Source organism: Streptomyces sp. NPDC032126 (assembly GCF_055580085.1).
The window spans coordinates 666,617-692,673 of sequence record NZ_JBVIMA010000001.1 but is presented as its reverse complement, the minus strand read 5'-3'; the positions used below and the strand labels follow the sequence as shown (position 1 = coordinate 692,673).

General features: G+C 70.7%; 23 protein-coding genes and 1 tRNA gene. 8 read left to right on the top strand and 16 right to left on the bottom strand.

The genetic code is table 11. From position 1 onward, the window contains the following. Positions 1-162 precede the first annotated feature (162 nt). The 13 genes from ACZ5NW_RS02945 to ACZ5NW_RS02885 all read right to left on the bottom strand — a co-directional run bounded on the left by ACZ5NW_RS02945 (position 163) and on the right by ACZ5NW_RS02885 (position 14,251). Positions 163-1,653 (bottom strand): APC family permease, encoded by a 1,491-nt coding sequence (locus ACZ5NW_RS02945; protein WP_468741924.1) that lies wholly within the window; start codon positions 1,651-1,653, stop codon positions 163-165. 183 nt (positions 1,654-1,836) lie between these two features. Next, positions 1,837-3,534: a fatty acyl-AMP ligase gene (locus ACZ5NW_RS02940; RefSeq protein WP_468741923.1), complete on the bottom strand. Its 1,698-nt coding sequence runs from the start codon at positions 3,532-3,534 to the stop codon at positions 1,837-1,839. Then, positions 3,531-6,260 carry an aminotransferase class III-fold pyridoxal phosphate-dependent enzyme gene (locus tag ACZ5NW_RS02935; protein ID WP_468741922.1) on the bottom strand — a complete coding sequence of 910 codons (2,730 nt, stop codon included), beginning with the start codon at positions 6,258-6,260 and terminating at the stop codon, positions 3,531-3,533. The genes ACZ5NW_RS02940 and ACZ5NW_RS02935 overlap by 4 nt, the downstream gene beginning before the upstream one ends. Further along, positions 6,257-6,517 carry an acyl carrier protein gene (locus ACZ5NW_RS02930; protein WP_468741921.1) on the bottom strand — a complete coding sequence of 87 codons (261 nt, stop codon included), beginning with the start codon at positions 6,515-6,517 and terminating at the stop codon, positions 6,257-6,259. Before ACZ5NW_RS02930 ends, ACZ5NW_RS02935 begins: the two co-directional genes overlap by 4 nt. Positions 6,518-6,539: 22 nt before the next feature. Further along, positions 6,540-7,043, bottom strand: a complete 504-nt coding sequence (locus ACZ5NW_RS02925) for a 4'-phosphopantetheinyl transferase superfamily protein (RefSeq protein ID WP_468741920.1) — start codon at positions 7,041-7,043, stop codon at positions 6,540-6,542. 73 nt (positions 7,044-7,116) lie between these two features. Next, a complete protein-coding gene (locus ACZ5NW_RS02920; RefSeq protein ID WP_468741919.1) occupies positions 7,117-7,371 on the bottom strand; it encodes a phosphopantetheine-binding protein in 255 nt (84 codons plus the stop codon). After that, complete coding sequence (locus ACZ5NW_RS02915; RefSeq protein WP_468741918.1) at positions 7,364-8,227, bottom strand: alpha/beta fold hydrolase; 864 nt, start codon at positions 8,225-8,227, stop codon at positions 7,364-7,366. Before ACZ5NW_RS02915 ends, ACZ5NW_RS02920 begins: the two co-directional genes overlap by 8 nt. Then, the gene (locus ACZ5NW_RS02910) at positions 8,217-9,221 is read right to left on the bottom strand and encodes an NAD(P)H-dependent flavin oxidoreductase (RefSeq protein ID WP_468741917.1); all 1,005 of its coding nucleotides are present in this window, start codon (positions 9,219-9,221) and stop codon (positions 8,217-8,219) included. Before ACZ5NW_RS02910 ends, ACZ5NW_RS02915 begins: the two co-directional genes overlap by 11 nt. After that, positions 9,221-10,048, bottom strand: coding sequence for an aminoacyl--tRNA ligase-related protein (locus ACZ5NW_RS02905; RefSeq protein ID WP_468741916.1), 828 nt, complete (start codon positions 10,046-10,048; stop codon positions 9,221-9,223). Before ACZ5NW_RS02905 ends, ACZ5NW_RS02910 begins: the two co-directional genes overlap by 1 nt. Beyond that, entirely contained in the window at positions 10,045-10,290 is a 246-nt protein-coding gene (locus tag ACZ5NW_RS02900; protein WP_468741915.1) for an acyl carrier protein, read from the bottom strand. The genes ACZ5NW_RS02905 and ACZ5NW_RS02900 overlap by 4 nt, the downstream gene beginning before the upstream one ends. Further along, entirely contained in the window at positions 10,290-11,168 is an 879-nt protein-coding gene (locus ACZ5NW_RS02895; protein WP_468741914.1) for a diiron oxygenase, read from the bottom strand. Before ACZ5NW_RS02895 ends, ACZ5NW_RS02900 begins: the two co-directional genes overlap by 1 nt. A gap of 42 nt (positions 11,169-11,210) precedes the next feature. After that, the gene (locus ACZ5NW_RS02890) at positions 11,211-12,182 is read right to left on the bottom strand and encodes a hypothetical protein (protein ID WP_468741913.1); all 972 of its coding nucleotides are present in this window, start codon (positions 12,180-12,182) and stop codon (positions 11,211-11,213) included. 599 nt (positions 12,183-12,781) lie between these two features. Continuing rightward, the gene (locus ACZ5NW_RS02885) at positions 12,782-14,251 is read right to left on the bottom strand and encodes an MFS transporter (protein WP_468741912.1); all 1,470 of its coding nucleotides are present in this window, start codon (positions 14,249-14,251) and stop codon (positions 12,782-12,784) included. A 133-nt stretch (positions 14,252-14,384) separates the two neighbouring features. On the opposite strand from ACZ5NW_RS02885, the gene ACZ5NW_RS02880 reads away from it, so the two are divergent. From ACZ5NW_RS02880 to ACZ5NW_RS02850, 7 genes are all read left to right on the top strand, one after another. After that, positions 14,385-15,080, top strand: coding sequence for a TetR/AcrR family transcriptional regulator (locus ACZ5NW_RS02880; protein ID WP_468741911.1), 696 nt, complete (start codon positions 14,385-14,387; stop codon positions 15,078-15,080). A gap of 329 nt (positions 15,081-15,409) precedes the next feature. After that, positions 15,410-16,477 carry a ketoacyl-ACP synthase III family protein gene (locus ACZ5NW_RS02875; protein WP_468741910.1) on the top strand — a complete coding sequence of 356 codons (1,068 nt, stop codon included), beginning with the start codon at positions 15,410-15,412 and terminating at the stop codon, positions 16,475-16,477. 8 nt (positions 16,478-16,485) lie between these two features. Continuing rightward, positions 16,486-17,481 carry a 3-oxoacyl-ACP synthase III family protein gene (locus ACZ5NW_RS02870; protein ID WP_468741909.1) on the top strand — a complete coding sequence of 332 codons (996 nt, stop codon included), beginning with the start codon at positions 16,486-16,488 and terminating at the stop codon, positions 17,479-17,481. 224 nt (positions 17,482-17,705) lie between these two features. Next, a complete protein-coding gene (locus ACZ5NW_RS02865) occupies positions 17,706-18,641 on the top strand; it encodes an alpha/beta hydrolase (protein WP_468741908.1) in 936 nt (311 codons plus the stop codon). Between the two features lie 101 nt (positions 18,642-18,742). Further along, a complete protein-coding gene (ccrA, locus tag ACZ5NW_RS02860; protein WP_468742967.1) occupies positions 18,743-19,945 on the top strand; it encodes a crotonyl-CoA carboxylase/reductase in 1,203 nt (400 codons plus the stop codon). Between the two features lie 155 nt (positions 19,946-20,100). After that, the gene (locus ACZ5NW_RS02855; RefSeq protein ID WP_468741907.1) at positions 20,101-21,870 is read left to right on the top strand and encodes a fatty acyl-AMP ligase; all 1,770 of its coding nucleotides are present in this window, start codon (positions 20,101-20,103) and stop codon (positions 21,868-21,870) included. Then, positions 21,870-22,868 carry a beta-ketoacyl-ACP synthase III gene (locus ACZ5NW_RS02850; protein ID WP_468741906.1) on the top strand — a complete coding sequence of 333 codons (999 nt, stop codon included), beginning with the start codon at positions 21,870-21,872 and terminating at the stop codon, positions 22,866-22,868. Before ACZ5NW_RS02855 ends, ACZ5NW_RS02850 begins: the two co-directional genes overlap by 1 nt. Positions 22,869-22,928: 60 nt before the next feature. Here ACZ5NW_RS02850 and ACZ5NW_RS02845 read toward each other — a convergent pair. The 3 genes from ACZ5NW_RS02845 to ACZ5NW_RS02835 all read right to left on the bottom strand — a co-directional run bounded on the left by ACZ5NW_RS02845 (position 22,929) and on the right by ACZ5NW_RS02835 (position 24,885). Next, positions 22,929-23,016, bottom strand: a tRNA-Leu gene (locus ACZ5NW_RS02845). A 135-nt stretch (positions 23,017-23,151) separates the two neighbouring features. Then, entirely contained in the window at positions 23,152-23,820 is a 669-nt protein-coding gene (locus ACZ5NW_RS02840; RefSeq protein ID WP_468741905.1) for a GntR family transcriptional regulator, read from the bottom strand. Between the two features lie 117 nt (positions 23,821-23,937). After that, positions 23,938-24,885, bottom strand: coding sequence for a beta-ketoacyl-ACP synthase III (locus tag ACZ5NW_RS02835; protein WP_468741904.1), 948 nt, complete (start codon positions 24,883-24,885; stop codon positions 23,938-23,940). Positions 24,886-24,983: 98 nt separating this feature from the next. Here ACZ5NW_RS02835 and fdhD point away from each other — a divergent pair, with 98 nt between their 5' ends. Continuing rightward, positions 24,984-26,027 carry a formate dehydrogenase accessory sulfurtransferase FdhD gene (gene fdhD / locus ACZ5NW_RS02830; RefSeq protein WP_468741903.1) on the top strand — a complete coding sequence of 348 codons (1,044 nt, stop codon included), beginning with the start codon at positions 24,984-24,986 and terminating at the stop codon, positions 26,025-26,027. Positions 26,028-26,057: the final 30 nt, after the last annotated feature.

Genomic DNA, 26,057 nt, shown 5'->3' with positions numbered 1-26,057 from the left:
CCACCCCCCCCCCCCCCCCCCACCCCCGCCCCCCCCCCCCCCCCCCCCCCCCCCCCCCCCCCTCCCCCTCCCCCCCCCCCCCCCCCCCCCCCCCCCACGCCCGTTCTCTTCTCTCCTCTATATATACGAGTCGGTCGACCGCCCTGTTTTACCGCCCTGTTTTCACACGCCCGTGGAGGTCCGGACCGGGGTGACCGACCCGCTCTCCTCGCGGGTCTCCACGCCGGCGAGACGGGCGTAGCGCTCGGGGTGCGCGGAGCGGATCCACAGGGCGTACGCCGGTCCGGCGACCGCGAAGACCGGGATCAGCCAGGGCAGGGCGTTCACCACGGGGTTGGTCGAACCGGTCATGGTGTCGAAGTTGAGGACGACCAGGCAGGTGGCCAGGGTGAGCCCGGCGAAGCCGAGGCCCGGGGCGAGCGCGGTGCGCCACCAGTGCCGGTCCGCCCGGCGCCGGAAGAAGCCGATGACGGACAGGCAGGCCACGGCCTGGAGGAAGACGATGCACAGGGTGCCCAGGCCCAGCATGCTCGTGGTCAGCCCGAGGTACGGGTCGAGCCCGGCGATCGCGAAGACCGAGGCGGTGACCAGGCTGAACGCCGTCTGGGTGAGGCTGGCCCGGTGCGGGGAGGAGTGCCGGGCGTGCACCTCGCCGAGTGCGCCGGGCAGCACCCGCTCGCGTCCCAGCACGAACATGTAGCGGTTCGCGGCGTTGTGCAGGGCCAGCCAGCTGGCGAACAGGCTCAGGCACAGCAGCACCTGCATGGCCGTGGTGAGCGAGGAGGTGAGGTAGTCGTCGCTCAACTGGAAGAAGAGATCGCCCAGTTGAGTGGTGGCCAGCTTCTGGATGTTGTCCGGGCCGACCGCCCCCACCGCGACCCAGCTGATGAACCCGTAGAAGAGGGCGATGAGCGACACGGAGATGTAGGTGGCGCGGGACACGCTCCGCTCGGGGTCGTGCGCCTCCTCGCCGTAGAGCGCCGCCGACTCGATGCCGATGAACGAGATGAACGCGAACATCATCGAGACGCCGACACCCGCGCCGTGCACGGTGTGCGGCGCGAACGACGTGCCGGGCAGCGCGGAGGTGCCGTGCCGCCACAGCACGGCGGCCGCGAGCATCAGCAGGATGGCCACCTCGCAGCACATGGCCACGCCGAGGACCTTGACGCTCACATCGATCTGCCGGTACCCGAGCACGCCGACGACGACCAGGCCGATCGCCGCCCACAGCTCCCACGGAATGTCGTATCCGTGCGCGGCGCCGACGATATGCGCGAAGTAGGAGAAGGAGCCGAGCAGCCCGACGGCCGCCGTGTTGTACGCGACGACGGCGATGAGACCGCCGGCCACGGCGGGCGGCCGGCCCAGACCGCTGGAGATGTACGTGTAGAAGCCGCCGGCGTTGACGACCTTGCGGCTGATCGCGGCGTAGCCGACGCAGAAGCACATCAGCGTCACGCCGGCGAAGACGAACATGGCGGGCACACCGGGCCCGTTGCCGAGGGCGAACGCCAGCGGCACGGTGCCGACCATGGCGGCGAGCGGGGCGGCGGCCGCGATGATCAGGAAGACGATCTTCGGGGTGGTGAGGCTGAGCGAGAGCCGGCCGCCCTCGGACGGTGGGGCGGACGCGGATGTGGTCGTGCTCATGGGGACTCCTCTTTCGATGGGGACGAAGGACAGGACTCCGGCCCGCACGATCGAGAGAGCCTCACCCTGTCCTCGGATACGGGTCGGCGGCATGAACCGCACGCGCGCTCGACGTACCGTCGTCGAGGGCCCGGCCGTTCACGCCGCCGAGTAACACCGTCAGTTCCAGCCTTCCGTCGGAAATCAGGCCCGGTCGGGCACCCATCCCTCGACGAACAGCTCGCGCGCCTTGGAGCGCTGGAGCTTTCCGCTGGTCGTCTTGGGGATGCTGCGCTTGGGTACCAGGTGGATCGCGGCGGGCCGGACACCGGTCCGGGAGCTGACCGCGGCCAGGACGGACCGGCGCAGCGCGTCGTGCTCCTCGCTGTCCAGCTCCGTCTCGACGATCAGGTGCAGTTCCTCCGAGTCGCTCTGGTCGTCGCGGTATCCGACGGCGATCACCGCGCCGAGGCGGACCCCGGGGACGGTCTCCGCGGCGTGCTCGAAGTCCGAGGGGAAGTAGTTGGCGCCGCGGATGATGACCAGGTCCTTGGCCCGGCCGGTGATCCGCAGCCCGCCGTCCCTCAGGTAGCCGATGTCGCCGGTGCGCCACCAGTCCGGCTCGTCGATCGCCGCGGCGGTCTCCTCCGGGAGGTTGAAGTAGCCGACCGTGCGCGAGGGGCTGCGGAACTGGACGTGACCGATCTGGTTCTCCCCCAGCGTCCGGCCGTCCTTGTCGACGATGCGGACCTCGGTGCCGAGGACCGGCCGGCCGCAGTCGACGATGCGCAGCGCGTCCGCCTGGTCCTGGTCGACGTCGACCGCGGTGGCGTCGGCGACCGCGGCCCGCCGGTCGATGGAGTCGTACACCAGCTGGTCCTTCGGGCCCGTGCTGGTGATGACCAGGGCGGCCTCGGCCATGCCGTAGGCGGGCGTGAACGCCGTGTCGGGCAGGCCCCATCGGGTGAAGCGCTCCACGAAGCGCTGCACGGTGCCGGGCTGGATGGGCTCGGCACCGCAGAGCGCCACCCGCCAGGACGACAGGTCCACGCCCTCCAGGTCCTCGTCGCGCACCCGGGCGGTGACATAGCCGTAGGCGAAGTTGGGCGCGGCCGAGAAGGCGCCGCGGTACTTGCTGATGTACTGCAGCCACTCGGCCGGCGCGCGCAGGAAGCGGGTGGGCGGCATGAGCACCGTGCTGCCGCCCGAGTAGACGGGGCACAGCAGGCCGGTGATCAGGCCCATGTCGTGGTAGAGCGGCGCCCAGCTGACGGTCGTGTCCTCGCTGGACCAGCCGACCGCGCCGACGAACTGCTCGCAGTTGGCGGCCAGGTTGGCGTGCGAGATCATCACGCCCTTGGGCCGGCCGGTGGAGCCGGAGGTGCACTGGATGACCGACAGGTCGTCGGCGTCCGGCAGCCGGATCGGATGCGTCGGGGCGTCGCTCGCGGTGGCGCGGGCGTAGAGCTCGTCGGCGTCGACCAGGCGGGTCTCGGCGAGGCTGGGCAGTCCCTCGATCACGGCCTTCGTGGTGATGACCGCGGCGGGCCGCAGATATCCCACGAGGTCCTTGAGCTGGCCCTCGAATCCGGCCGCCCCGCCGAACGAGATGGGCAGGGATATCGCCGTCGGCATGGCGCCGAGCAGCTGGGCCCCGAAGAAGGCGGTGATGAACTGCGGACCGGTCTGCAGGCAGAACACCACGCGGTCGCCGTGGCCGACACCGTACTCCGCGAGGGCCGCCGCGCAGCGCTGGGCGCTCTCCACGAGCGCGTCGTAGCGCAGGGTGACCTCGTTGCCCGGTTCCGGGATCAGTGTGACGTGCGATCCGTCCGAGCCGCGTTCCGCGTGTTCCACCAAGGCGTGCAGAATGCTGGGGAAACGCGGGCGAAGTCCGGTCATCCGATGTGCTCCTCGAGAGTGCTGAACTGGTCGACGATCCACGGCTGTACGGAGACGTCGTCGGAGACGATGCGGGCGGGGTGGAACCCGTGTCGCACGGCCAGATCCCGGGCGGCGAGGACGCCGGCCGAGGTCAGGCCACCGTAGGAGGGGCTCGGCGTCCCGGATTCGAGGCCGAGCAGCATCGTTTCGGCCATGCAGGAGTACAGGATTCCCGGGGGCAGGGTGATGCCGGGGAAGTGCGGGGTCTGCATGCCGGGAAGCTGGATGCGGCCGCCGGAGACCAGCGTGACGTTCGACAGTCCGGTCACCGCGGGGTGGACGTCACCGGGGACCGCGAGGTCGCAGACGAGGACCTTCTGGTCGCCGGAGAGGTGGTTCGGCAGGATCACCGGGTCGGCGGAGTTGGTGGCGCTGACCACGATCGGGCAGTCCCGCAGCGCGTCGAGGTCCTCCGCGACCGAGACGTCCACCTGGTGGGAGAGCCGGTCGGCGACCGTCGAGAGCCGCCGGGCCGACCCGCGCCGGCCGACCAGCACCATCGACTCGCAGTGCGGGGCGATGAGTTCGGCCATCACCGCGCCGATGTTGCCGATGGCGCCGACGACGCCGACCCGGCGTTCACCGGCACCGGCCTCGGCCAGCTGCAGGCGCAGCAGATCGTAGGCGCAGGCCGCGGTCAGCGAGTTGCCCGAGGTGACCTTGATGTCGCTCTCCACGACGTCCCGGGCGGCGTTGGTGACGATCGAGGTGTGCCCGCCGAGGCCGATCACCTGGGCGCCGAGTGAGACGCCCAGCTCCACGGCGTCGAGCACCGTGCGGCGCAGCCACGCCCCCTGACCGGCCCGCTGGGCGGTGTTGGCCTGGGCGGCCGTGAAGGGCGCCGCGATCATGACGACCTCGACCTCTCCCCCGGCCTCGGAGGTGATGCGGTGCCGGGCGACCTCGAACGGGTCCAGTTCGCCCCAGAACCGGTCGAGCGCGGCCTCGCACTGGTCGTCCGACCAGTCGGCCAGCTCGGGCGCCATGTGCCACAGCTTGCTGGGCAGGTCCAGATTGGCGAGGAAGGCGACGCGCGGCACACCGGGTCGGCGCCCGCCGTGCTGGGCCGGCCGGTCGCCGCGGGGCAGCGGGACGTGCTGCGGGGGCTGCCAGACGCCGACCGGCGGTACGGTCAGATGCTCCAGCAGCGTCGCGTAGTCACCGCGCGCCAGCAGGCCGGCGACGTCGTCGAACGCGGCGGCGACCCGCTCCACGTCGGTCGGTTCGAGCAGCGCCGACGGCTGGACGCGCACCGTCGTCGGGGCCGACAGCGTGGGGATGACGCGCATCTTGTGCGTGTGCAGCAGCCGGCCCGCGATCAGGTAGCCGAGCGACTCGGAGTCGATCGCCTCGCGCAGCAGGCCCGACTCGGGCTGCGGCAGGGCGAACTCGATGCCCAGCAGCAGTCCGCGGCCGCGTACCTCGACGATGGTCCCCGGCCAGCGCGCCGCCACCTCGTCGAGCCGCTTGCGCAGCAGCGCTCCGGTCTCGACGATCCGGTCGCGGTAGGCGAAGGAGAGGTCCACCGCGGCCGTCGCGATCCGCGAGGAGAAGTCGTCGTCGGCGAAGGTGGAGGTGTGGTGGCGGCCGAACTCCGGCACGTACCGCTTCTCGTCGACCAGCAGCGCGGAGACCTTGGCCAGGCCGCCGCCGAGGGACTTGGAGAACAGGTAGTAGTCGGCGACGACGCCGGAGCCCTCGGACGCGAGGAAGGTGCCCGTGCGGCCCATGCCGCACTGGATCTCGTCGAACACGAGCGCCGCGTCGTGACGGTCGGCCAGCTCGCGCAGGGCGGCGAGCGTCTCGTCCGGGACCTCGTGCACGCCGGACTCGCCCTGGATGGGCTCGACGAAGCAGGCGGCCACCGGCGACAGCGGGCGCGTGGTGGAGTGCGGCACGCCGTCGGCGTCGACGCGGATCGGGTGGATCTCGACGAGGTCGGCGTCGAGCGCGCTCACCACGGCCTCGGGCGTGAAGTCGCTCAGCCGCCGGTGCCGGGGTCCCGGCACCTTCAGGTCGCTGGGCACGTTGCCGCCGTGCGTCAGGGTGCCCGCGCCGGCCGTCTTGCCGTGGAAGGCGTTGCTCAGCGAGACGAACACCGGTTCAACGCGCCGCAGTTCGGCGATCCGGTCGAGGGCTTCGTTCAGCACCTCGGCGCAGGGGCGGCCGGCCGCGGGGCCGCTCGCGACGGCGACGTCGGCGAGACCGTCGCGCTCGATGCGCCGCAGGGACGTCTCGACGTCCTCCTGGAGGGCGCCGAGCCGCCGGCGGTGCTCGACCGTGGCGTGCTTGACCGCGCCCTCCACCGCGTCCGCGCCGGTGGAGCCGAGGGTGACCACGTAGCTCGCGCCGGTCGTGGCGCCGACGACCGTCGACAGCCGCTCCCCGAGCTCGGCCGCCCCGGGGCGGATGCTGGCCTGGGCGTTGAACGGGATCCGTTCGTCGAGGCACCGCCGCGCCACCTCCAGCAGCGCCGGGTGGTTGTGCCCGAACAGCGAGGAACCCGCGCCACCCACCAGGTCCAGTACCTGGTCGTCGGCGTCGGCGGGGTCCTCGGTGCCCCTCAGCTCCCGGGTCAGGTGGTCGCCCTGGCCGGCGAGGTAGGTCACATCGAGATGTAGTGCGCGGAAGAGCCTGGCGAACTCGGGCCGGGCGTATCGCGCGAAACCGGATTCGGCGTTCATGCCTCGCTGTCTCCTTGGTTGACCCGCACCGTCAGCGATGCAGCGACCTGGTCCACGACGTCGTGCAGCGTCAGCATCTTCGCTGCCTGTTCGTCCGATATACGGCAGCCGAACTTCTCTTCCATCTCCACGATCAGGCTGATGGAGCGGATGGAGTCGAGGCCGTAGTCCACCAGCTGAACGTCGGGATCGATGTCAGGTACCTGCAGTTCGTTGCGGAACAGTTCGTCGACGACTTCGAGAATCTCGCGGTTCATTGCGCCCTTTCCCCGTAAAAGTTCAGCGCCGTATCGCCACGGCGAACGAAAGATCTGCCTCCGAGCGAACCCACACCGGAACCGGTTCGCCGCGGTACGACGCGATCAACGCGTCATCGGACTGGCTGAGTTCGATCCTCCAGAACAGGAACTCGCCCTGTGTGCCAGTGCCGTTCATGGCTTTGAACGCCGCTTCCTTGGCGGCGAACAGCTCACGCGGTGTGTACGTGCCGAACGGGGGGAGCAGCAGACGCCGTTCCCCTTCACGAAGGACGAACCGGGCCACGCGCGGAGTGACGTCCGCGGTCTCGATGTCGACGCCGACGGCCTCGGCGCCGGGGACCACCACCGCGACCGCCAGGTCGTCGGTGTGGGAGATCGAGCCGGCGAATCCCTCCGGGAAACACGGCCGGCCGTCGGGATCACGGGGCACGATCCGATCGGCCGAGCCGGCCGCGGCCAGCGCCGCCGCGGCGGCACGACGACCCGCGGCGAACTGCTGAGCCGGTCCGTGCGGCCACGGCACCGGACGACATCCGACCGATGTCTCCCGTGCCACGCCCGCGGGGGGTACCAGCTCAACAGTCACTCCGTGTCCTTCAGTTGCGCAGCGACCCGACGTAGGCCGCCAGCGAGTCGATGGAGCGCAGGACCTCGGGCTGGACGTCGTCGTCCCACTCGAAGCCGAACGCGTCCTCCATCGCGACCAGCAGGCTGACCAGCGCGTTGGAGGACAGCCCGGCCTCGCGCAGCGACGCGTCGTCCGCGACCTTGGTGGTGAACTGGTCGCCGCCGAGCAGGTCGACGAGCAGCTCACGGATGCGCTGCTTCGCGTCGGTCGCCAGCTCAGGCATGCCTCTGCGTCTCCGCTTCCTCGATGAACTTGCGGACGATCGCCTGGAAGCCCTCGGGGTCGTCGAGGAACGGCACGTGGCCGGCGTTCGGCATGATCTCGCAGCGACCGTTCTGGAAGAGCTTGGCCAGCTCGTGGCCGCGCGTCGGGCTCAGCAGGATGTCGTCGTCGCCGAGGACGATGACGGTCGGCTGGGCGATCTTGGAGAGCAGCTCCGGGCTGGTCTCACCGGACTGGACGAGGGTGAGGCCGTTGGTGAGCTCCTCGGGCGTGGACATCGCCATGAAGCTCTCGCGCAGCCCCAGGAAGCCCGGCGTGCCGGACTCCTCGTTCATGTCGCCGCTGATCACCTCGGGGTACATCTGGCCGTACAGGGCGGCCATGCCGTGGTTCTGCAGCGTCAGCAGCCAGGAGCGGTTCAGCTGGCGGTGGCGGCGCATGCCCCGCAGGCCGAGGACCGGGCCCGCCAGGATGAGGCCCCGGACGCGGTCCGGGTACTCCAGGGCGATGTCCCGGGCGAGCTGGGTGGAGGCCGACGTGCCGATCAGGTAGGTCGACTCGATCTCCAGCGCGTCGAGCAGCCCGATGACGTCGGCGGCGTGCTCTTCCCAGGTGGGCTCCTGCGCGACCCGCGAGGAGGCGCCGTGGTTGCACATGTCGTAGGTCACGACACGGTGGTTCTGGGCGAGTTCGCCGGTGTACTCACGCCAGAACGGGCTGGTGATGAAGAAGTTGTTCAGGCACGTGATGGCCGTGCCCTCGCCGCTGTACTCGCAGTACAGCTCGACACCCTCCCGGGTGACAATGCGCGGCAGGTCCTCGCGGTAACTCAGGTCGCCGTGCTCGTCATCGGACATTGCTCTCCACCTTTGTCTCGTTCTTTACTCGTTCGGCGCCCGGAAGGACACGCGCGAACTCGGCGACGACCTGGGCCGCCGAGACTTCCACCGAGACGGCGCTGCAGGACTGGCCGCAGTACATCGCCATCTCCTCGATACGACCGCTGGTCGCGTCGGTCGGCACCGCCGCGCTGAAGCGCGGCACCAGGTACGGCTTGCCCTCGACGACCGTCTTGCCGATGAACTTCTTGGGCTGCGCCGGGTCGGCGGTCACGGCCGTCTCCAGCACCCGGTGACGCCGGCCCGGCCAGCCGATCTCGTAGACGTCGGTGATGACCGTCTCGGACGCGTCGGCGGTGACCACGGCGTGCTTGAAGTAGGAGTGCGCCCGCGACTCGTGCGCGACGACGAACGCGGTGCCCAGCAGCACGCCGTCGGCTCCGGCGGCGACCGCCCGCTCGGCCTCGGCCGGCGAGCCGATCCCGCCGGAGGCGACGATGCAGGCCTCCGGCAGCAGCTCCCGCAGCGCGCCGACCAGCTCGTCGCGCTGCGAGGTGCCGAGGAGATGACCGCCGGCCTCGATGCCCTGGGCGATCACCACGGCGCCGTGCTCCGCGGCGCGCACCCCGTCCTCGACGGTCCCGACCTGGACCACCAGATCCCGGTCCGCCGCGACGACGCGCTTGAGCACCGCGTCGTCGTCGGGCAGGCCGAAGAGGGACACGTGCACGCGTCGCGGCGTCTCGGCGAGCACCTGCGCCAGCTGGCGGTCGAGGTCGTCGGGGCCGACCACCTCCGGGATCAGGTTCACGCCGACAGGCCGGTCGGTCCCCGTGGTCAGGCGCTCCAGCATGGCCGACAGCGCGCTGCCCACCAGCTTGTAGCCGCCCGCGCAGCCGGCGGCGCCGGCGTTGGACACCGCGACCGCCAGCTCCGATCCGGCGACGCCGCCCATGCCCGACTGGAGCAGGCTCACGTCCAGGCCGAGCCTGCCCGCCAACGTGGTGCGCATCAGCCGAGGCCCTCGACCGCGGCCAGCGCGGCTTCGGCGCTGCCGAACCGGTCGGTCAGGGTGTGCACCCAGCGCTCCAGGCCGAAGGCGAGGCAGCTGGTGTGCGCGGTGTCGTCGCCGGCCTGGATGGAGCAGCGCTCGCCGAAGAAGTTCCGGTGGTAGTTGACGGAGCCGATCGCCAGACCGTTGACGACGAACTCCTCCTTCACCGGGAAGAGCTTCTGCATCTTCGCCTTGCCGCTGTTCTTGTCGAAGAACGGGTCGGTGGCGACTTCCAGCTTGTAGTCCAGGCCGAGTTCGGCGAACAGGGCCGTGACGGCGTCCTTGGCCCGCAGCAGGTGGTTCTTCGCGGTCTCCTCGGGGCCGACACAGACGATCTCCCGCATGGAGAAGCCCAGCAGCCGCTGGAGGCCCTGGTAGTGGTCCTCGTTGCGGAAGCAGGTGCCGACGGTGGTGCGCATCGTCCCCTCGGCCGGCAGGGTCTGGCCCGCCAGGTCGACGTAGATCGAGTAGCACGCCGCGGAGGGCAGCGCGAACGCGGTCGGCTCCATCACCTCGGTCGGCATCCGGTCGACCGGACGGGACGACTCCGCGAGGTGGGCGCCCAGGCGCGGCGGGTCGAGCCGGGTCGCGGCCAGGCCCAGGTGCGGGAAGTTGTCGTAGTAGTCGAAGGTGTCGAGGTCCTTGACCCGCATCAGGAACGGGTACCGGAACTCCGGCGCCTGCCAGCCGTCGGCCAGGCGCAGGAACACCGCGTCGATCGCCCGCAGCAACTTCAGCTGGCTGCCGCCCAGTACGCCCAGGCCGTTGTCGGTCGCTGTGCTCATCGCGCTGCTTCCTTCTTGAAGAACCGCGCTTCGAGCGCGGTGAGCGTACGGAAGTCGTCCAGGTCGATGTCCTCGGGATCGATGGACTCGCCCGTCAACTCCTCCAGCAGGAAGATGAATTCGACGAACGCCAGCGAGTTGATGGCCCGGCTGTCGATCAGGTCCAGGTCCTCGGACAGCTCGTCGAGCTTGGGGTTGCGGCCCAGGATGAACTCCCGGACGGCCTGCATGGGCTCGCTCATCACTTGATCATTTCCCTGCCTACGCCTGCCTTGGACAGGAACTTCCGGGTCCTCTTCAGCACCTGCTCGTGCGCCTCCGCGCGGGCCGGGTGCTCCAGCGCGCGCCGCCGGATCGCCAGCGCGTCCGGGATACCCGCGTCGCGGTAGGCGGCCGGGTTGTAGAGGGTGGCGATGCTGTACTGGAGGTAGCTCTCCAGGTACTCGGCGATCACCGGCACCTCGTCGGGGTCGCGCTCCTTGACCTGCTCCAGCAGCTTGCTGAAGATCATCCGGCCGAACGCGACGTGCCGGCTCTCGTCCACGTGGTGCACCCGGTTGATCTCCCGGGCGATGTGCGGCAGCGACTGGTCGGTCGCCATGTGCGCGTTGTAGTAGTCGACGATCTCCTCGAAGATGAGGATGCGCGCGAACACGATCATCTCCTGCGCCACCTTTGAGAGGTGGTCGACCGAGCCGGCCTTCAGCGTCGGCTGCGCCGGGTACAGCTTGCCGCCGTACTTGAGGCAGAACTTCGCGAAGAACCACATGTGCTCGTTCTCCTCACCGATGAAGTGGTGAAGGAACTCCGAGACACCCGCGTAGACCGGCTCGTGGATGCGCATCACGACTTCGCTCATCAGCTCACGGATGCCGTGGATGTTGAGGCTGAAGAAGTTGATCGACTCGTACTTGGTCAGCGCGATCTGCTGCTCACGCGTCAGCTCGTCCCACATCGGTGTGCCGGCCAACGTGGTCAGGCTCTCGCTCATCCACGGCAGGTCCGGCTCGATGCCCTCGGGCCAGTCGAACATCGTGTACGGGTTGTAGTAGCCGGACTCCGCCAGCTGCTCCAACCGGTCCGTGTCGAGCAGAACCGGTTCGACTTCACGTACTGCCATGCTCACTCGTCCTTCCAAACTGGGTGGTTCGAGAGTTCAGCTTCAACGCGCCGCTCGAATATCCGCGCGTACCTGGACCGGCAGCGGTGAACCACATTCGTGATAACCGAAGGACGCATTGCCCGAAGCGGTGGACGGGATCACCTTGTTGTAGATGGACCCCACGCACAGCTCCTGGAAATCCCCGGTGTTCGGCGACAGACGCGCGGCCAGCTGCGCCTTGGCGATGTCGACGGTCTTCAACGCACCGTCCTCGTCCTCGACCTCCACACACGCGTGCGGCAGATCGAGGGCACCGCCCAGCACCCCGCAGAACCAGCCCCGCTTCGCCTCGGCCCGGAATCCGGCCGCGCGGAACCGCTCGGCCAGGTGCAGGCTCGCCGCGATACAGCTCGTCGCGCCCAGCGCGTGCACCAACTCGTAGTCGGCCTGCATCGCGACGGGGATCATCTGCCAGCGGTAGCCGGCGTCGAGATACTCATGGGTCAGCCGCCGCAGCTCGGCGGAGACCAGGGGGGTCCGGGCGCCCGTCGTGGTGATCGTCGCCGCGTACTCGGCCGTTCCCCGGCTCGGCTCCGGGGCGGCGCCTCCGACGACGCGTCCTCCGAACCGCTCGACGTTCGGCGCCTCGAAGCGCCACGGGGCGACCTCGTCGCACTCCGGGCACTCCAGGTGGACCTTGAAGTCCCACGCCTTGTCGCGCAGCAGGTCGTCGACCGAACGGCCGGCGAACCGGAAGAGCATGCGGAAGGCGAGCTCCGGCTGCGTATTCGTCTTGCCCGAATACATGCCGAGGTTGTACAGGTCGTTGGCGTCGAAATGACGCACGCCCTCGCGCGATTCGAAGGGCAGGCCCGCCTCGACGAGACGGTCCAGCTCCGCCGCGTCACAGCGCAGCATCTCCTGCGCCACGGATTCCGGCTGAATTTTATTGGAATACTCGGCGGGAATAAATTCGATGGACTCCGCCACTTTTTCCCAGGGGGTGTTCTCGGTTACAGCTTGCTGTGGCACAGTCCATCCTCCAGGCAAAACGACCGCGTCGACAATTCGGCACCTGGCATCGCTGCGACACCCCGGCGATATTGCGGATGTCCACAGCGATCGATCCACTTATTTGTATTGATTTCCGCTGGCTCCCGGCCCGATTCTGCGGAACGATCTCGACGGTACCAGCCGGAGATCTGGCCGCAACAGATTAACTCTGCATACGCGCCTGTGCGTTTCGCACATAAGGAATTGAGAAATCAATACCCGACCCTCGGTCGGTGGCCGCGGAGCCGCCGGGCCGGCCGGCCCGGCAGAAGGGGCACGGCGGCGGGATCAGGGGCGTCACACGGGCGGGGCATCGACGTGCCCGGGGCCGTGGAGCACTCCGGCGGTTCGGCGCGGGTGGTGCGGAGGCCGGCGGCGCGGGGGCGGGGCCGGCGGTGCGGGAGCGGTGCGCTTGCGGGTGGTGCGGAGGCGGTGCGGTGGTGCTGGTGGTGCGTAGTGCCTGAGTTACTGCGGTGACCGGTGATGCGGTGGTGCCTTGAGCGAGGGCCGTACGCGAGAGCGCCGTACCGGCGGGCGGGTCACCTGGGGGACGGCCCGCCCGACGGTACGGCACCGGCTCAGTCGGCGAGGGCGTCCTGGTGATCCGGAGCCTCCGCCGGCACCGGGTCGGCGGTGCGGGGCAGGACGAACACGGCGAGCAGGACGGCGGCGAGCACGATCCCGGCGCCGATGGTCATACCGAGCGCGTACCCGTCGCTGAGCGATTCAGGCGTGAGCTTGTCACCGGTGCGGTGCTGGGCGGCCGTACCGAGCGCGGCCAGTCCGAACGAGGCACCGATCTGACGGGTGCTGTTGAGCAGACCGGAGGCGCTGCCCGTCTCCTCGGCGGCGACCCCGGCGGTGGCGACGGAGACGATCGGCGCGAGGCAGAGACCGATACCGATGCTGGTGACGATGGACGGGCCGAGCACCTCGGCGGTGTAGGAGCCGTCCGCGCTGAGCAGGCCGAACCAGGCGAAGCCGGCCGCGGTCAGCAGTCCGCCGCCGATCAGGATCTTGCGGGGAGCGATCTTGTAGCCGAGCTTCACGGCGAGCACGGAGCCGATGACGACGCCGAACGCGAACGGCAGGAACTGGAAGCCGGTCTTGGCCGGGCCGCTGCCGAGGACGTGCTGGAGGTACAGGGAGACGAAGTAGAACGAGGAGGCCATGGCGCCACCGAGCAGCAGGGTGTAGGCGTTGGCGCCGGCGACCGAGCGGTTGGTGAACAGGCCGAGGCGGATCAGCGGGTCGCGGGAGGTGGTCTTCTCCACGACGACGAACGCGATCAGCAGGACGACCGCGATCGCCAGGGTCGTCAGGGTCTCCGAGGAGCTCCACGGGTGCCGGTCGGTGCGGACCACGCCGAACACCAGCAGGGACGTGCCCGCCGTGGCCAGGATGGCACCCACCACGTCCGGGCGGCCGCGGCTCTCGGAGGGCCGGTCGGCGGCGACACCGCGCGCGGCCAGGTACATCGCGACGCCGACCAGGGGGACGTTGACGAACATCACCCATTCCCAGCCGGCGTACTCGGTGAGCAGACCGCCGATCAGGACGCCGAGGGCGCCACCGGCGGCGTTCATCGCGCTCCACACACCGAAGGCCTTCACCCGGGGCTTGCCCTCGGGGAAGGTCGAGGCGAGCAGGGCCAGCGCGGCCGGCGCCAGTGCGGCGGCGCCGACGCCCTGCGCGGCGCGGGCGGCCACCAGCTGGCCGGGTTCCTGGGCGAAGCCGCCGAGGAGCGAGCCCAGGCCGAACAGCGGAAGCCCGATCATCAGGATCCGCTTGTGGCCGTACCGGTCGGCGATCTTGCCGCCGAGCAGCAGGAGCCCTCCGAAGGTGAGCGCGTAGGCGTGGATCACCCAGGTCAGACCCAGTTCGCTGAAGCCCAGATCGGTGCCGATGTCCGGGAGCGCCACGTTCACGACCGACAGGTCGAGCGACACCATGAACTGGACGACGGCCACCGCGGCGAGAGTCAGTCCCGCCCGGGCGGCCCCCTCGTCGATGACCGTCTTCCCGCTTGCTGATTCCGTGTTAGTCACCGCAGCACAGTCCTTCTACGTCCATCTCGTTCCGGCAGACTTTTCGAACACGTTCTGAAATTACACCCGGGGCGGCCCTCTGTCGAGCGGGAGCGGGAAGCCGCCACACGGGGCGGGAGGGCATGATGGGTCCGTGCCCCGAAGCAACGCATCGCCCGGCCGCGTCGGCCGCCCGCCCGTCACCTCCCGCGCCGAGATCCTCACCGCCGCGCGCCGGCTCATCGACCAGGACGGCTGGGAGAAGGTGACCATCCGCCGGCTGGCCGCCGAGATCGGCATCGGGGCGACCACCCTCTACCACCACGTCAGGGACAAGGAGGACCTGCTCTTCCTCCTCATCCGCGAATACGCCGAACAGATCCCCCACCCCGACCTCCCCGACGAACCACGCGACCGCATCGTCGCCGCCTCCATCGCCATCCACGACGCCCTCGCCGCCTGGCCCTGGGCCGCCGAGGTCCTCACCACCGACGGATTCCTCTCCCGGCTCGGCGAGTCGGCCCTGGAGCTGGTCGAGGTCATCGTGGCGGGGGCGGTCGACGACGGCTGCACGCCCGAGCAGGCCGTCCATGTCTTCCGCAACCTCTGGTACTTCACCGTCGGCGAGATCCTCGTCCGCGCCCGCTCCGCCCGAGGCCGGGAGGCCTACGAACGCTCCCCGGACCGCGCCGCCGAGTTCGGCACCCTCGCCACCTCCCGGATGCCCCACCTGGCCGCCCTCGGCGACCGGTGGGCGACGCTCTCCTGGCAGGACACCTATCCGCAGGCGGTCCGCGCGATGGTCGACGGTCTCCTCGATCAGGCCGAGCGGCCGGCATCGCGGACCTGAGTTCCCGGGCCGGGGCGGGTGAAATGCGCACGCACCCTGGCCCGAGATCGCTACTCGACGGTAATCTTCAATTAGAGCCCGGATTCCTCCGCCGCCGGGACCCTCTTACCTGGTCCCGTGCAGGATTAACCGCAACTCATGAGAAATTCATATGCGATTGGTCGGTGCGGACGCTGTAGCGTTGGCCATATTCCGATGCAACTCATTGATCGGAGTGGGAGAGCGCGGCACCGCAGTCGGGTTCGCGTTCCCCGGGGCCGGATCGGCCTGACGCTTCAGTGCCCAACAGCTGTCGACTCGACGGGCATCGAACTCGGAGGAACCAGAAAATGAGTACCCCTGTCTTCATTACGTCGGCGGCGGCCTGGATTCCGCCCGCGGAATCGGCCAAGGAAGCGGTTGCCAACGGCAAATACACCGAGGACGATTACAAGGTCAACAACATCGTCTGCCTGCCGGTCGCGGGCGACGACATCGACGTCCCGGACATGGGCGTGATCGCCGGTCGCCGGGCCCTGGACCGCGCCGCGGACGTCGTCGGCGGCCATGTCGATCTGCTGGTGCACGCCTCGCTGTACCACCAGGGCCGTGACTGGGGCTGGAGCTCCTCGGCGTACATCCAGCGCGAGCTGGGCCTCACCAACGCCTTCTCGGTCAACATCGACGGTCTCTCCAACGGCGGCATGGCGGCGATGGACTACGCGGTGAGCCGGCTCCAGTCGGGCCGCGGCACCAGCGCCATCATCACCACGGCCGACCGGTTCTCCGAGCCCGGCGTCAACCGCTGGCGCGGCGCGTACGGCATCGTCGGCGGTGACGGCGCCCTCGGCATGGTGCTCTCCACCACCGGCGGCTTCGCCCGCGTCCACGCCATCGAGTCGCTCACCGACGCCTCCCTGGAACCGCTGTGGCGCGGCGCCCACCCCTTCACCAGCGCGTTCGGCGAGGTCTCCCACGACCTGCGCACGCCGAAGAAGTCGTACCTGGAGGAGGTCGGCAAGGAGTCGGTCCTGCAGCGCTGCGAGGTCGCGCTGCAGACGGTCGTCCGCAATGTCCTGGACAAGACCGGGCACAAGATCGAGGACTTCGCCAAGATCCTGACCCCGCACATGGGCCACGGCCTGATGCAGGTGCAGTTCCTCCAGCCGTTGGGCATCACGGCCGACCGCACGCTGATGGAGTGGGGCCGCACCACCGGCCACCTGGGCTCCGGCGACCTGCTCGCGGGCATCACCCGCCTGATCGAGACGAAGGCCGTCAACCCGGGTGACCTCGTCCTCCTGACCAGCGCCGGCGGCGGGTACTCGCTGACCGCGGCCGTGATCGAGATCGAGTCGGTGCCGAGCTGGTCGGAGGTCACCACGGACGTCGCCCTGCCCGCCGACCTCAAGGAGTGAGACCGCCGATGAGCGCGCAGACGGCTTCCGTCGCGATCCTCGGCACCGGCTCCTGCGTGCCGGACCGCGTGGTGTCCAATGCCGAGGCCGGCGGTCCCGCCGGCGTCGACGACGCGTGGATCGTCCGCAAGACGGCCATTCGTGAACGCCGTTGGGTCGAAGCGGGCCAGGCCACCTCCGATCTGGCGACGGGTGCCGCACGGCAGGCGCTGGAGGCCGCCGGGATCACGGCGGACCAGCTGTCCACGATCGTGGTGGCCACCTCGACGCCGGACCAGCAGCAGCCCGCCACCGCGGCGTTCGTGCATCGCAACCTCGGCGGCAACGGAACGGGCGTGGCGGCGTTCGACGTGAACGCCGTCTGCGCCGGGTTCGTGTACGCGCTCGACGTCGTCCACGCGATGGTCGCCCGCAGCGGCGGCTACGGCCTGGTCATCGGCGCCGACGTGTACTCGCGGATCCTCAACCCGACCGACCCCAAGTCGGTCATCCTGTTCGGTGACGGCGCCGGCGCGGCCGTCGTCGGCCCGGCGGACTCCGGCCGAGGCATCCGGACGTCGATGTTCCACTTCTACAGCGACATGACCGAGCTGATCCGGGTCCCGGCGGGCGGCAGCCGGCAGCCGTACGACCCGGCGAAGCACGACGAGGGCGGGCACTACTTCCAGATGGACGGGCGCACCGCCCGGGAGTTCGGCAACGCGACCGTGCCGGGGCTGGTCAAGCAGTTCCTGCACGACAGCGCCGTGCTCCCGTCGGACATCGCGCACGTGGTCCCGCACCAGCCCAACGGGGTCATGCTCGACGACCTGGTGTCGAGGATCGACCTGCCCAACGCCACCCTGCACCGCACGGTGGACCGTTACGGCAACACGGGTTCCGCGTCGGTCCCGCTGACCCTGGACCAGGCGGCCCGCTCCGGCGCCCTGCGCAAGGGAGACCAGATCCTGATGCTCGGCCTGGGCGGCGGGGTCTCGATCGGTCTCACGCTCATCGAGTGGTGACACCGGAGTCCACCGGAGGGACCCGGGCGAGGCGGCGCCGCACCGCGCGGCGCCCCCGTCGCTGACCACCCTCCCGGCACTCCGCGAAGCGGCGGCCGGACGCCGAGCGTCCGGCCCCGCTCGACCATGCCGCGGTCACGTCGCCGTGCCCGCGTTCCCTGCACCGGCGTCCGGGCGGTTCCCGACCGCCGGCCTGCGCGCCGGTGCCACCCGAGGAGACTCTCGTGCCCATCGACCGTTTCATCCGTGCCTTGATCCAATGGCAGGCCATCGATCGACCGGCACCCGCACGCACCCTCACCGTCGAAGAGGTCCGCCGCCGCTACGCCGAGGGCGCGGCGAGCTCCCGCGGCGGTGCCGCGCCGCAGCCCGTGGCATCGGTGACGGACCGTCAACTCGACGGCAAGGGCGGCACCTTCGGGGTCCGGACGTATCTGCCGCTGAACGACCGGGGCCGTCTCGTGACGTTCCTGCACGGCGGAGGCTGGATGACCGGCGACGTCGACACCCACGATCCGGTGTGCCGTCGTATCGCCGCCGCCCTCGGAGCGGTCGTCGTCTCCGTCGACTACCGGCGCGCGCCGGAACACCCGCACCCCGTCCCCCTGGAGGACGGGATCGCGGCCGCCACCTGGGCGGCCGGCGCCTTCCCCGGTCGCGAGCACGTCATCGCCGGCGACAGCGCCGGCGGCAGTCTGTCCCTGGGTATCGCGATGCACCAACGGGACAACGCCGGCGTCGAGTTCGCCGCACAGCTGCTGATCTACCCGGCGGTCGACCCCGAGATGAAGTCGGAGTCGATGCGGAAGTACGCCACGGGCTATCTGGCGGAGGCCGACGATCTGCGCTGGTACTACGAGCAGTACGTGCAGGACCCCGAGTACCGCTCCGACCCGGCGATCGATCTGCTCAACGCCGACCACCGCGGACTTCCGCCGACCGTGATCGGCACCGCCGAGTTCGACGGACTGCACGACGAGGGCGTCGAACTGACGGCCCGGCTGACCGCCGCCGGCGTCGCGGCGGAGCACGTCCCGGCGCCCGGTCTCGTCCACGGCTATCTGCTCATGGCCGATGTCGTCCCCGCGGCCGCGGCGGCGACGGACGCCGTCCTGGCGGCCGTGGAGCGGGCCTTGACCTCGGTGCCGACGGCGAACTAGGCGGCGCCGGAGGCTCCCGAACCATACGGCGCGCACGCCGTCGTCCCCATTCCGAGAAGGTTAGGAATCCCACCGTGAAGGAACTGTACGGCCTCGGCGAGATGCCGCCCACTGGCGTCGTGCCAGGCAAGATGTACGCATCGGTCATCCGGCGCGAGCGCTACGGCCTCCCCGACCAGGCCTTCCAGACCGAGGTCGTCGACGTTCCCCCCGTCGGCCGCGGACAGGTGCTCCTCTATGTGATGGCCGCGGGAATCAACTACAACAACGTGTGGGCGGCGCTGGGCAAGCCCGTCGACGTCATCGGCGCCCGGCAGCGCAAGGGCGAGCCCGAGGACTTCCACATCGGCGGTTCCGAGTGCTCGGGCATCGTCTGGGCCGTCGGTGACGGCGTGTCCAGCGTCAAGGTCGGTGACCACGTCGTCATCGCCGGTGGCGTGTGGGACGAGACCGCGCAGGACATCAGGCTGGGCGCCGACCCCATGACCGCGGCCTCGCAGCTGGCCTGGGGTTATGAGACGAACTACGGCTCCTTCGCCCAGTTCACCGTGGTCAACGACTACATGTGCGTGCCGAAGCCGGAGCAGCTGTCGTGGACCGAGGCGGCGGCGTACGTCCTGTCCGGCGCGACCGCCTACCGGCAGCTGACCGGCTGGGCGCCGAACATCGTGCGCCCCGGCGACCCGGTCCTCATCTGGGGCGGCTCCGGCGGACTGGGCTGTATGGCCATCCAGATCACCCGCGCCTACGGCGGCATCCCGATCGCCGTCGTGTCGAGCGAGGACCGCGCCGACTACTGCATGAAGCTGGGCGCCCACGGGGTGCTCAACCGCAATGACTTCACCCATTGGGGCCGGCTGCCGGACATCGACGACCAGGCCGCCTACGGCGCGTGGCTGAAGGAGGTCCGGCGGTTCGGAAGCGCGTTCTGGGAGGTGCTCGGCGAGCGCCGCGCCCCCAAGATCGTCTTCGAGCACGTGGGCCAGAACACCATCCCCACCTCGATGTATCTGTGCGACAACGCCGGCATGGTCGTCATCTGCGCGGGCACCACCGGCTACCACGCCGATGTCGACCTGCGGTTCCTGTGGATGCGGCAGAAGCGGCTCCAGGGCTCGCACGGCTTCAACCTCCGCCAGTGCCACGAACTCACCCAGCTCGTCGCCAAGGGATACGTCGACCCCTGCCTCAGCAAGGTCGGTGACTTCGCCGAGGTCGGCAAGTTCCACCAGCTGATGTACGACAACCAGCACCCCGCCGGAAACATGGCCGTCCGCGTCAACGCCGCCGCCGACGACGAGTAACCCCGCACATACGGCGACCCGTGCTGCTCGTCGTGGACCGCTTCCCCGGCCTTCCCCGGCTTTCCCCCCGGGCCACGACGAGCAGCCGGCCGCCCCGGCCCGCCGCCCACACCCAGCCTCTGTGCACGACGACCGGCCAACAAGGAGATCTGACCGTGAGCACCACCGGACCGCATCCGACCGTGGACGTGCGCACCCTTCCGGACGCCCTGCGGCTGCGCAGTGAGAAGCAACCCGACGAAACCGCCTACGTCTTCCTGCGCAACGGCGAGGAACCGTCCGACGCGCTCACCTACCGCGAGCTGCACGACGCCGCCGGTCTGCGCGCCGCCGCGTTCGCGGCCGCGGGACTGTCCGGCCGCAGCGCCGTGCTGCTGTACCCCTCGGGCCTGGAGTTCGTCCGCACCCTCCTCGGGTGCATGTACGGCCGCGTGGCCAGCGCCCCGGTGCAGGTGCCCCGACGCCGTGACGAGGTCGAGCGGCTGCGCCGGATCGCCGACGACGCCGGCACCTCGACGGTGCTGACCACCACCGAGGTCGTCCAGGACCTCCAGGAACGTTTCGGCGACATGCCGGCCCTCGCCGGACTCACCCTGCTCGCCACCGACGCCCTCTCCTACGCCCCGGACGCCGCCGTGCCGGCGCCCCCGGGCCCCGAGGACACCGCGCTGCTGCAGTACACCTCCGGTTCCACGGGCGACCCCAAGGGCGTCGTGGTCAGCCACGCCAACTTCCTGGCCAACGTCATCGAGACCGACGAGCTGTGGCCGTGCGAACCGGACGGCACCGTGGTGAGCTGGCTGCCGCTCTTCCACGACATGGGCATGCTGTTCGGGATCGTCATGCCCCTGTGGGCGGGCATCCCCTCGTATCTGATGGCCCCCGACGCCTTCATCCGCCGCCCGGCCCGCTGGCTGGAGGCCATCGCCCGGTTCGGCGGCACCCACGCCGCCGCGCCGAGCTTCGCCTACGAACTGTGCGCGCGGGCCGCCGCGGAGGGCAAGACGGGCGACGTGGGCGACCTGTCCCGCTGGCGGGTGGCCGCCAACGGCGCCGAGCCCGTGCGCTGGTCCGCCATCCGGGCCTTCACCGAGGCGTTCGCGCCCTACGGCTTCGACCCGCGCGCCATGTGCCCCGGCTACGGCCTGGCGGAGAACACCCTCAAGGCCACCGGCACCAGCCAGCACCGGGAGCCCAACGTCCTGTGGCTGTCCACCGAGGCCCTGCGCGACGGCATCGCCCGGCCCGTCGGTGAACTCGCCGACGACGCCGTCCCGTTCGTCAGCAGCGGTGCCACGGTCGGCCGCACCCGGGTGCTCATCGTGGACCCCGGCACCCGACGCGCCCTGCCCGACGGGCGGGTGGGCGAGATCTGGATCGACGGCCCCTGCGTGGCCGGCGGTTACCTGGGCCGCCCCGCGGTGAGCGAGGAGACCTTCCGGGCGCGCCTCGCGGGCGCGGAGGGCCCGGCCGACGACACCTTCCTGCGCACCGGCGACCTCGGCTTCCTGTACGACGGCGAACTGTACGTCGCCGGACGCCTGAAGGACGTCATCATCCGCAAGGGCCGCAACCACTACCCCCAGGACATCGAGCTCTCCGCCGAGCGCGCCGTACCGGGACTGCACCCGAACTGCGCGGCCGCGTTCTCCTGCGACGACGGCGAGCGCGAGCGGCTGGTGGTCGTGGTGGAGAGCGACGGCCGGCTGCTGAACTCCGTGGGCGCCGAGTCCCTGCGCCAGCGCGTGTACGACGCGATACGGGAGACGCAGCGCATCACCCCGGACGACGTCCTGGTGGTGCGGCGCGGATCGCTGCCGAAGACCTCCAGCGGCAAGATCCAGCGCCGGGCGGCGAAGCGGGCCTACGAGAACGGCGACCTGACCGCCGTACCCGTGGCCGCCGCGGCCGGAAGGCAGCGGTAATGGGCCACCTGCACACGCCCGAGCGCCGGGCCGGCGCACGCATCCTCGGCGTCGGTGTGTACCGGCCGGCCCGAGTGGTGGGCAATGAGGAGATCTGCGCGGCCATCGACTCCAGCGACGAGTGGATCCGCCGCCGGTCCGGCATCACCTCCCGGCGCTTCGCCGGGCCCGACGAGACGGTCATCTCGATGGGGGCGGAGGCGGCCCGCAAGGCGCTCGCCCAGTCCGGCACCGACCCGGACGAGGTCGACATGGTGCTGCTGGCCAGCATGTCCTTCCTGGAGCAGGCGCCGACCGCCGCGCCCCGGGTCGCCCATCTGATCGGGGCCGACTCGGCCGCCGGCCTGGATGTCAGCGCCGCCTGCGCGGGGTTCTGCTACGCCCTGGGCCTGGCCGACTCGTTGGTCCGCTCCGGCGCCGCCCGCAATGTCGTGGTGGTCGGCTCGGAGAAGATGAGCGACATCATCGACCCGACGGACCGCGGCACCGCCTTCCTCTTCGGCGACGGCGCCGGGGCGGTGGTGGTCGGCCCGTCCGAGACCCCGGGCATCGGCCCGGTGGTGTGGGGGGCCGAGGGCGAGAACCACCACATGATCGCCCACGACCGCACCTGGCTGGAGGCCCGGGACGCGCAGGACCCGTGGCCGACCCTGCGGATGACCGGCCCGGAGGTGTTCCGCTGGGCGACCCGGGTCGTGCCGGAGGTCTCCCGCGAGGCCCTGCGGCGGGCGGGCGTGGAGGTCGCCGACCTCGCCGCCTTCATCCCCCACCAGGCCAACGCCCGGATCGTCGACAGCGCCGCCGACTCCCTGGGCCTGGCTCCGCACACGGCGGTGGCGAAGGACATCGTCACCTCCGGCAACACCTCGGCCGCGTCGATCCCGCTGGCGCTCGACCGGCTCCTGTCCGAGGGCAGCGTCGCGAGCGGCGGCCCGGCCCTGCTGGTCGGCTTCGGCGCGGGCCTGGCCCATGCGGCGCAGGTGGTCACCCTGCCCTGACGAGAACACCGGAGAACACGGAAGGCTGGCCGGGAGAGATCCCGACCAGCCTTCTAGGTGTGGTGTCCGAGGGGGGACTTGAACCCCCACGCCCGATAAAGGGCACTAGCACCTCAAGCTAGCGCGTCTGCCATTCCGCCACCCGGACCAGGTGTCTGCCGCTCGCGAGGTGTTCCCCGCGGCGACATGGACAACAATACCAAGCTTTCGGAGTGCGTTTCACCTGCGTATCCGCAGGCAGGCCACCTTGCGCGGCCGACGCTCACCGCAGGTGACGGGCGTGTCACGCGCCGGCGAGCGCCGTCCGGGTGTGCTCGGTGTGCTCCCGCATCAGCCGCACGGCCTCCTGCCCGTCCCGGTTGAGGATCGCGGTGACCAGCTCCCCGTGTTCCACCCAGGACTGCCGGCCACGCCGCCTCGCGACCGGCGCGTAGTACCAGCGCACCCGCCGGTCGACCTGGGCGGCGAGTCCGGCGAGGACCGCGTTGCCGGCCAGCTCCATGATCTTGGCGTGGAAGCGGGCGTTGAGGGCGACGGCGGCGTCCAGGTCGTCGTCCGTGACGGCCTGCAGGCCCATCTCCACGATCCGGTCGAGCTCGTCGATGCCGTCCGTGGTGGCGTTGGCGGCCGCCAGCCGGGCGGCCTCGGCCTCCAACAGCGCGCGGACGGTGAGGAGTTGGTCGGCCTCCTGCTGCGTCGGCTCGTGCACGAACGCGCCCTGGGCGGGCCGCAGATCGACCCAGCCCTCGGTGTTCAGCCGCTGGAGCGCCTCGCGCACCGGCTGGCGGGAGACACCGAGGTGGTGGGCGAGTTCGCTCTCGACGAGGTGCTGGCCGGGCTGGAGGGCGCGGGTGGTGATGAGTTCGAGCAGCGCCTCGTACACGCGGTCGCGCAGCGGGCCGGGCCGTTCGAGCCTGGGCACCGAGCCGTGCGGCAGTCCGGTCGACAACATCGCGGTCCCCCTGTCGATGGGCTTTCGTCTCCAGCCTACGGACCACAGTCGCCGGAGCCGCGTGCCGTCGGACGCGTCACGCTCCCGCCGAGACCCCGGCCGACCGGACTTCGCCCGCTACGGGCACCGTACGACCTGTCCCGCGTAGGACAGGTTGCCGCCGAAGCCGAACAGCAGCACCGGGTCCCCGCCGGAGACCGCGCCCCGCTCCACCAGCTTGGACAGCGCCAGCGGAATGCTGGCCGCGGAGGTGTTCCCCGAATCGGTGACATCGCGCGCGATCACCGCGTTGACGGCGCCCAGCTTCCCCGCGAGCGGTTCGATGATGCGCAGGTTCGCCTGGTGCAGCACCACGGCGGCGAGGTCCTCGGGAGCGAGCCCGGCGCGCTCGCACGCCTGCCGGGCCAGCGGAGGCAGTTGGGTGGTCGCCCACCGGTACACGCTCTGCCCCTCCTGGGCGAACCGCGCCGGCTGCCCCTCGATGCGTACGGCGTGTCCCATCTCCGGCACGGATCCCCACAGCACGGGCCCGATGCCCGGCTCGGTGCCCGCCGGACAGGCCTCGACGACGGCGGCCCCCGCTCCGTCCCCGACCAGGACGCAGGTGGTGCGGTCGCTCCAGTCGGTGACCTCGGACATCTTGTCGGCGCCGATGACCAGGGCACGGCTCGCGGCGCCCGCGCGCAGCGTGTGATCGGCGGTGGCCAGCGCGTGGGTGAACCCGGCGCAGACCACGTTGACGTCCATCGCCGCGGGCCGGGGGATGCCGAGCCGCGCGGCGACCCGGGCGGCCGTGTTCGGGGAGCGGTCGACGGCGGTGGAGGTCGCCACCAGCACCAGGTCGATGTCCGCGGGCGCGAGTCCGGCGGCCGCGAGCGCCTTGGCGGCGGCGTGCGCGGCCAGCTCGTCGACGGGTTCGTCGGGGCCGGCGATGTGGCGTGTCCGGATGCCCACTCGCGACGTGATCCACTCGTCACTGGTGTCGACCATGCCCGCCAGGTCCTCGTTGGTGAGCACCCTGGCGGGCTGGTAGTGACCGACGGCGACGATGCGCGAGCCGTTCATGTGGGCGGTTCCCCTCGTTGCGCGGGCTGCGGGATCCACCAGTCTGATCAGTGACTCACGGGTACGCGGGCAGGTGAAGCGACAGGAATCGGGCGCGCGTGTTGTCGGCTTCCCTCAGGCCGTCGGACGCCCGAGCATCTGTCGAACAGGCACCCGCGCCGGCGGGCGGCGGGGTGGGCTGCCGTCTCACGGTCCACGTGCAGGACAATGAGATCGTGAAGGTCACCTCGCCGCACGACAACCCGGTGGCCCACGGCAATCTCCGCACGTACAGAACCGGGGCTGATCAGGACATGGGACGTGTCACGGAACGGCGCAAGGTGATCCGCGTCCGCGACGGGGCGGTCTCCACCCGCCCGGACACCCTCGTCGCCGAGGAACCACTGGAGATACGGCTCAACGGCAGACCGCTGGCGATCACGATGCGCACGCCGGGCGACGACTTCGCGCTGGCGGCGGGTTTCCTGGTGAGCGAGGGCGTCCTGGCGACCGCGTCCGATCTGCGGAACATCGTCTACTGCGCGGGGGCGACCGCGGACGGTGCGAACACGTACAACGTGGTCGACGTGCGGACGGCCCCCGATGTGGTGATCCCCGACATCACCCTTGAGCGCAACGTCTACACCACCTCCTCCTGCGGGCTGTGTGGCAAGGCCAGTCTCGACGCGGTCCGTACAACGGCCCGCTGGCCCATCGCCGACACTCCCCCGCTCCGGGTCGACCCCGATCTGCTCGCCGCCCTCCCCGACCGGCTGCGGGCGGCCCAGCGGGTCTTCGACCGCACCGGGGGCCTGCACGCGGCGGCCCTGTTCACCGAGGAGGGCGAGCTGCTCGACGTCCGTGAGGACGTGGGCCGGCACAACGCGGTCGACAAGCTGGTGGGCCGCGCCCTGCAGAGCGGCGGGCTTCCCCTGTCGCGCACCATCCTGCTGGTCTCCGGCCGGGCCTCCTTCGAGCTGGCGCAGAAGGCCGTGATGGCGGGGATCCCGGTGCTCGCGGCGGTCTCGGCGCCGTCCTCCCTCGCGGTGGACCTCGCGGCGGAGACCGGTCTGACCCTGGTGGGCTTCCTGCGGGGCAGGTCCATGAACGTGTACGCGGGCGAACACCGGCTCGCCCTGCGGACCGCGGCCGCCCAGGACTGACCGGCGCCCGCGACACGGGACGGGGCCCCG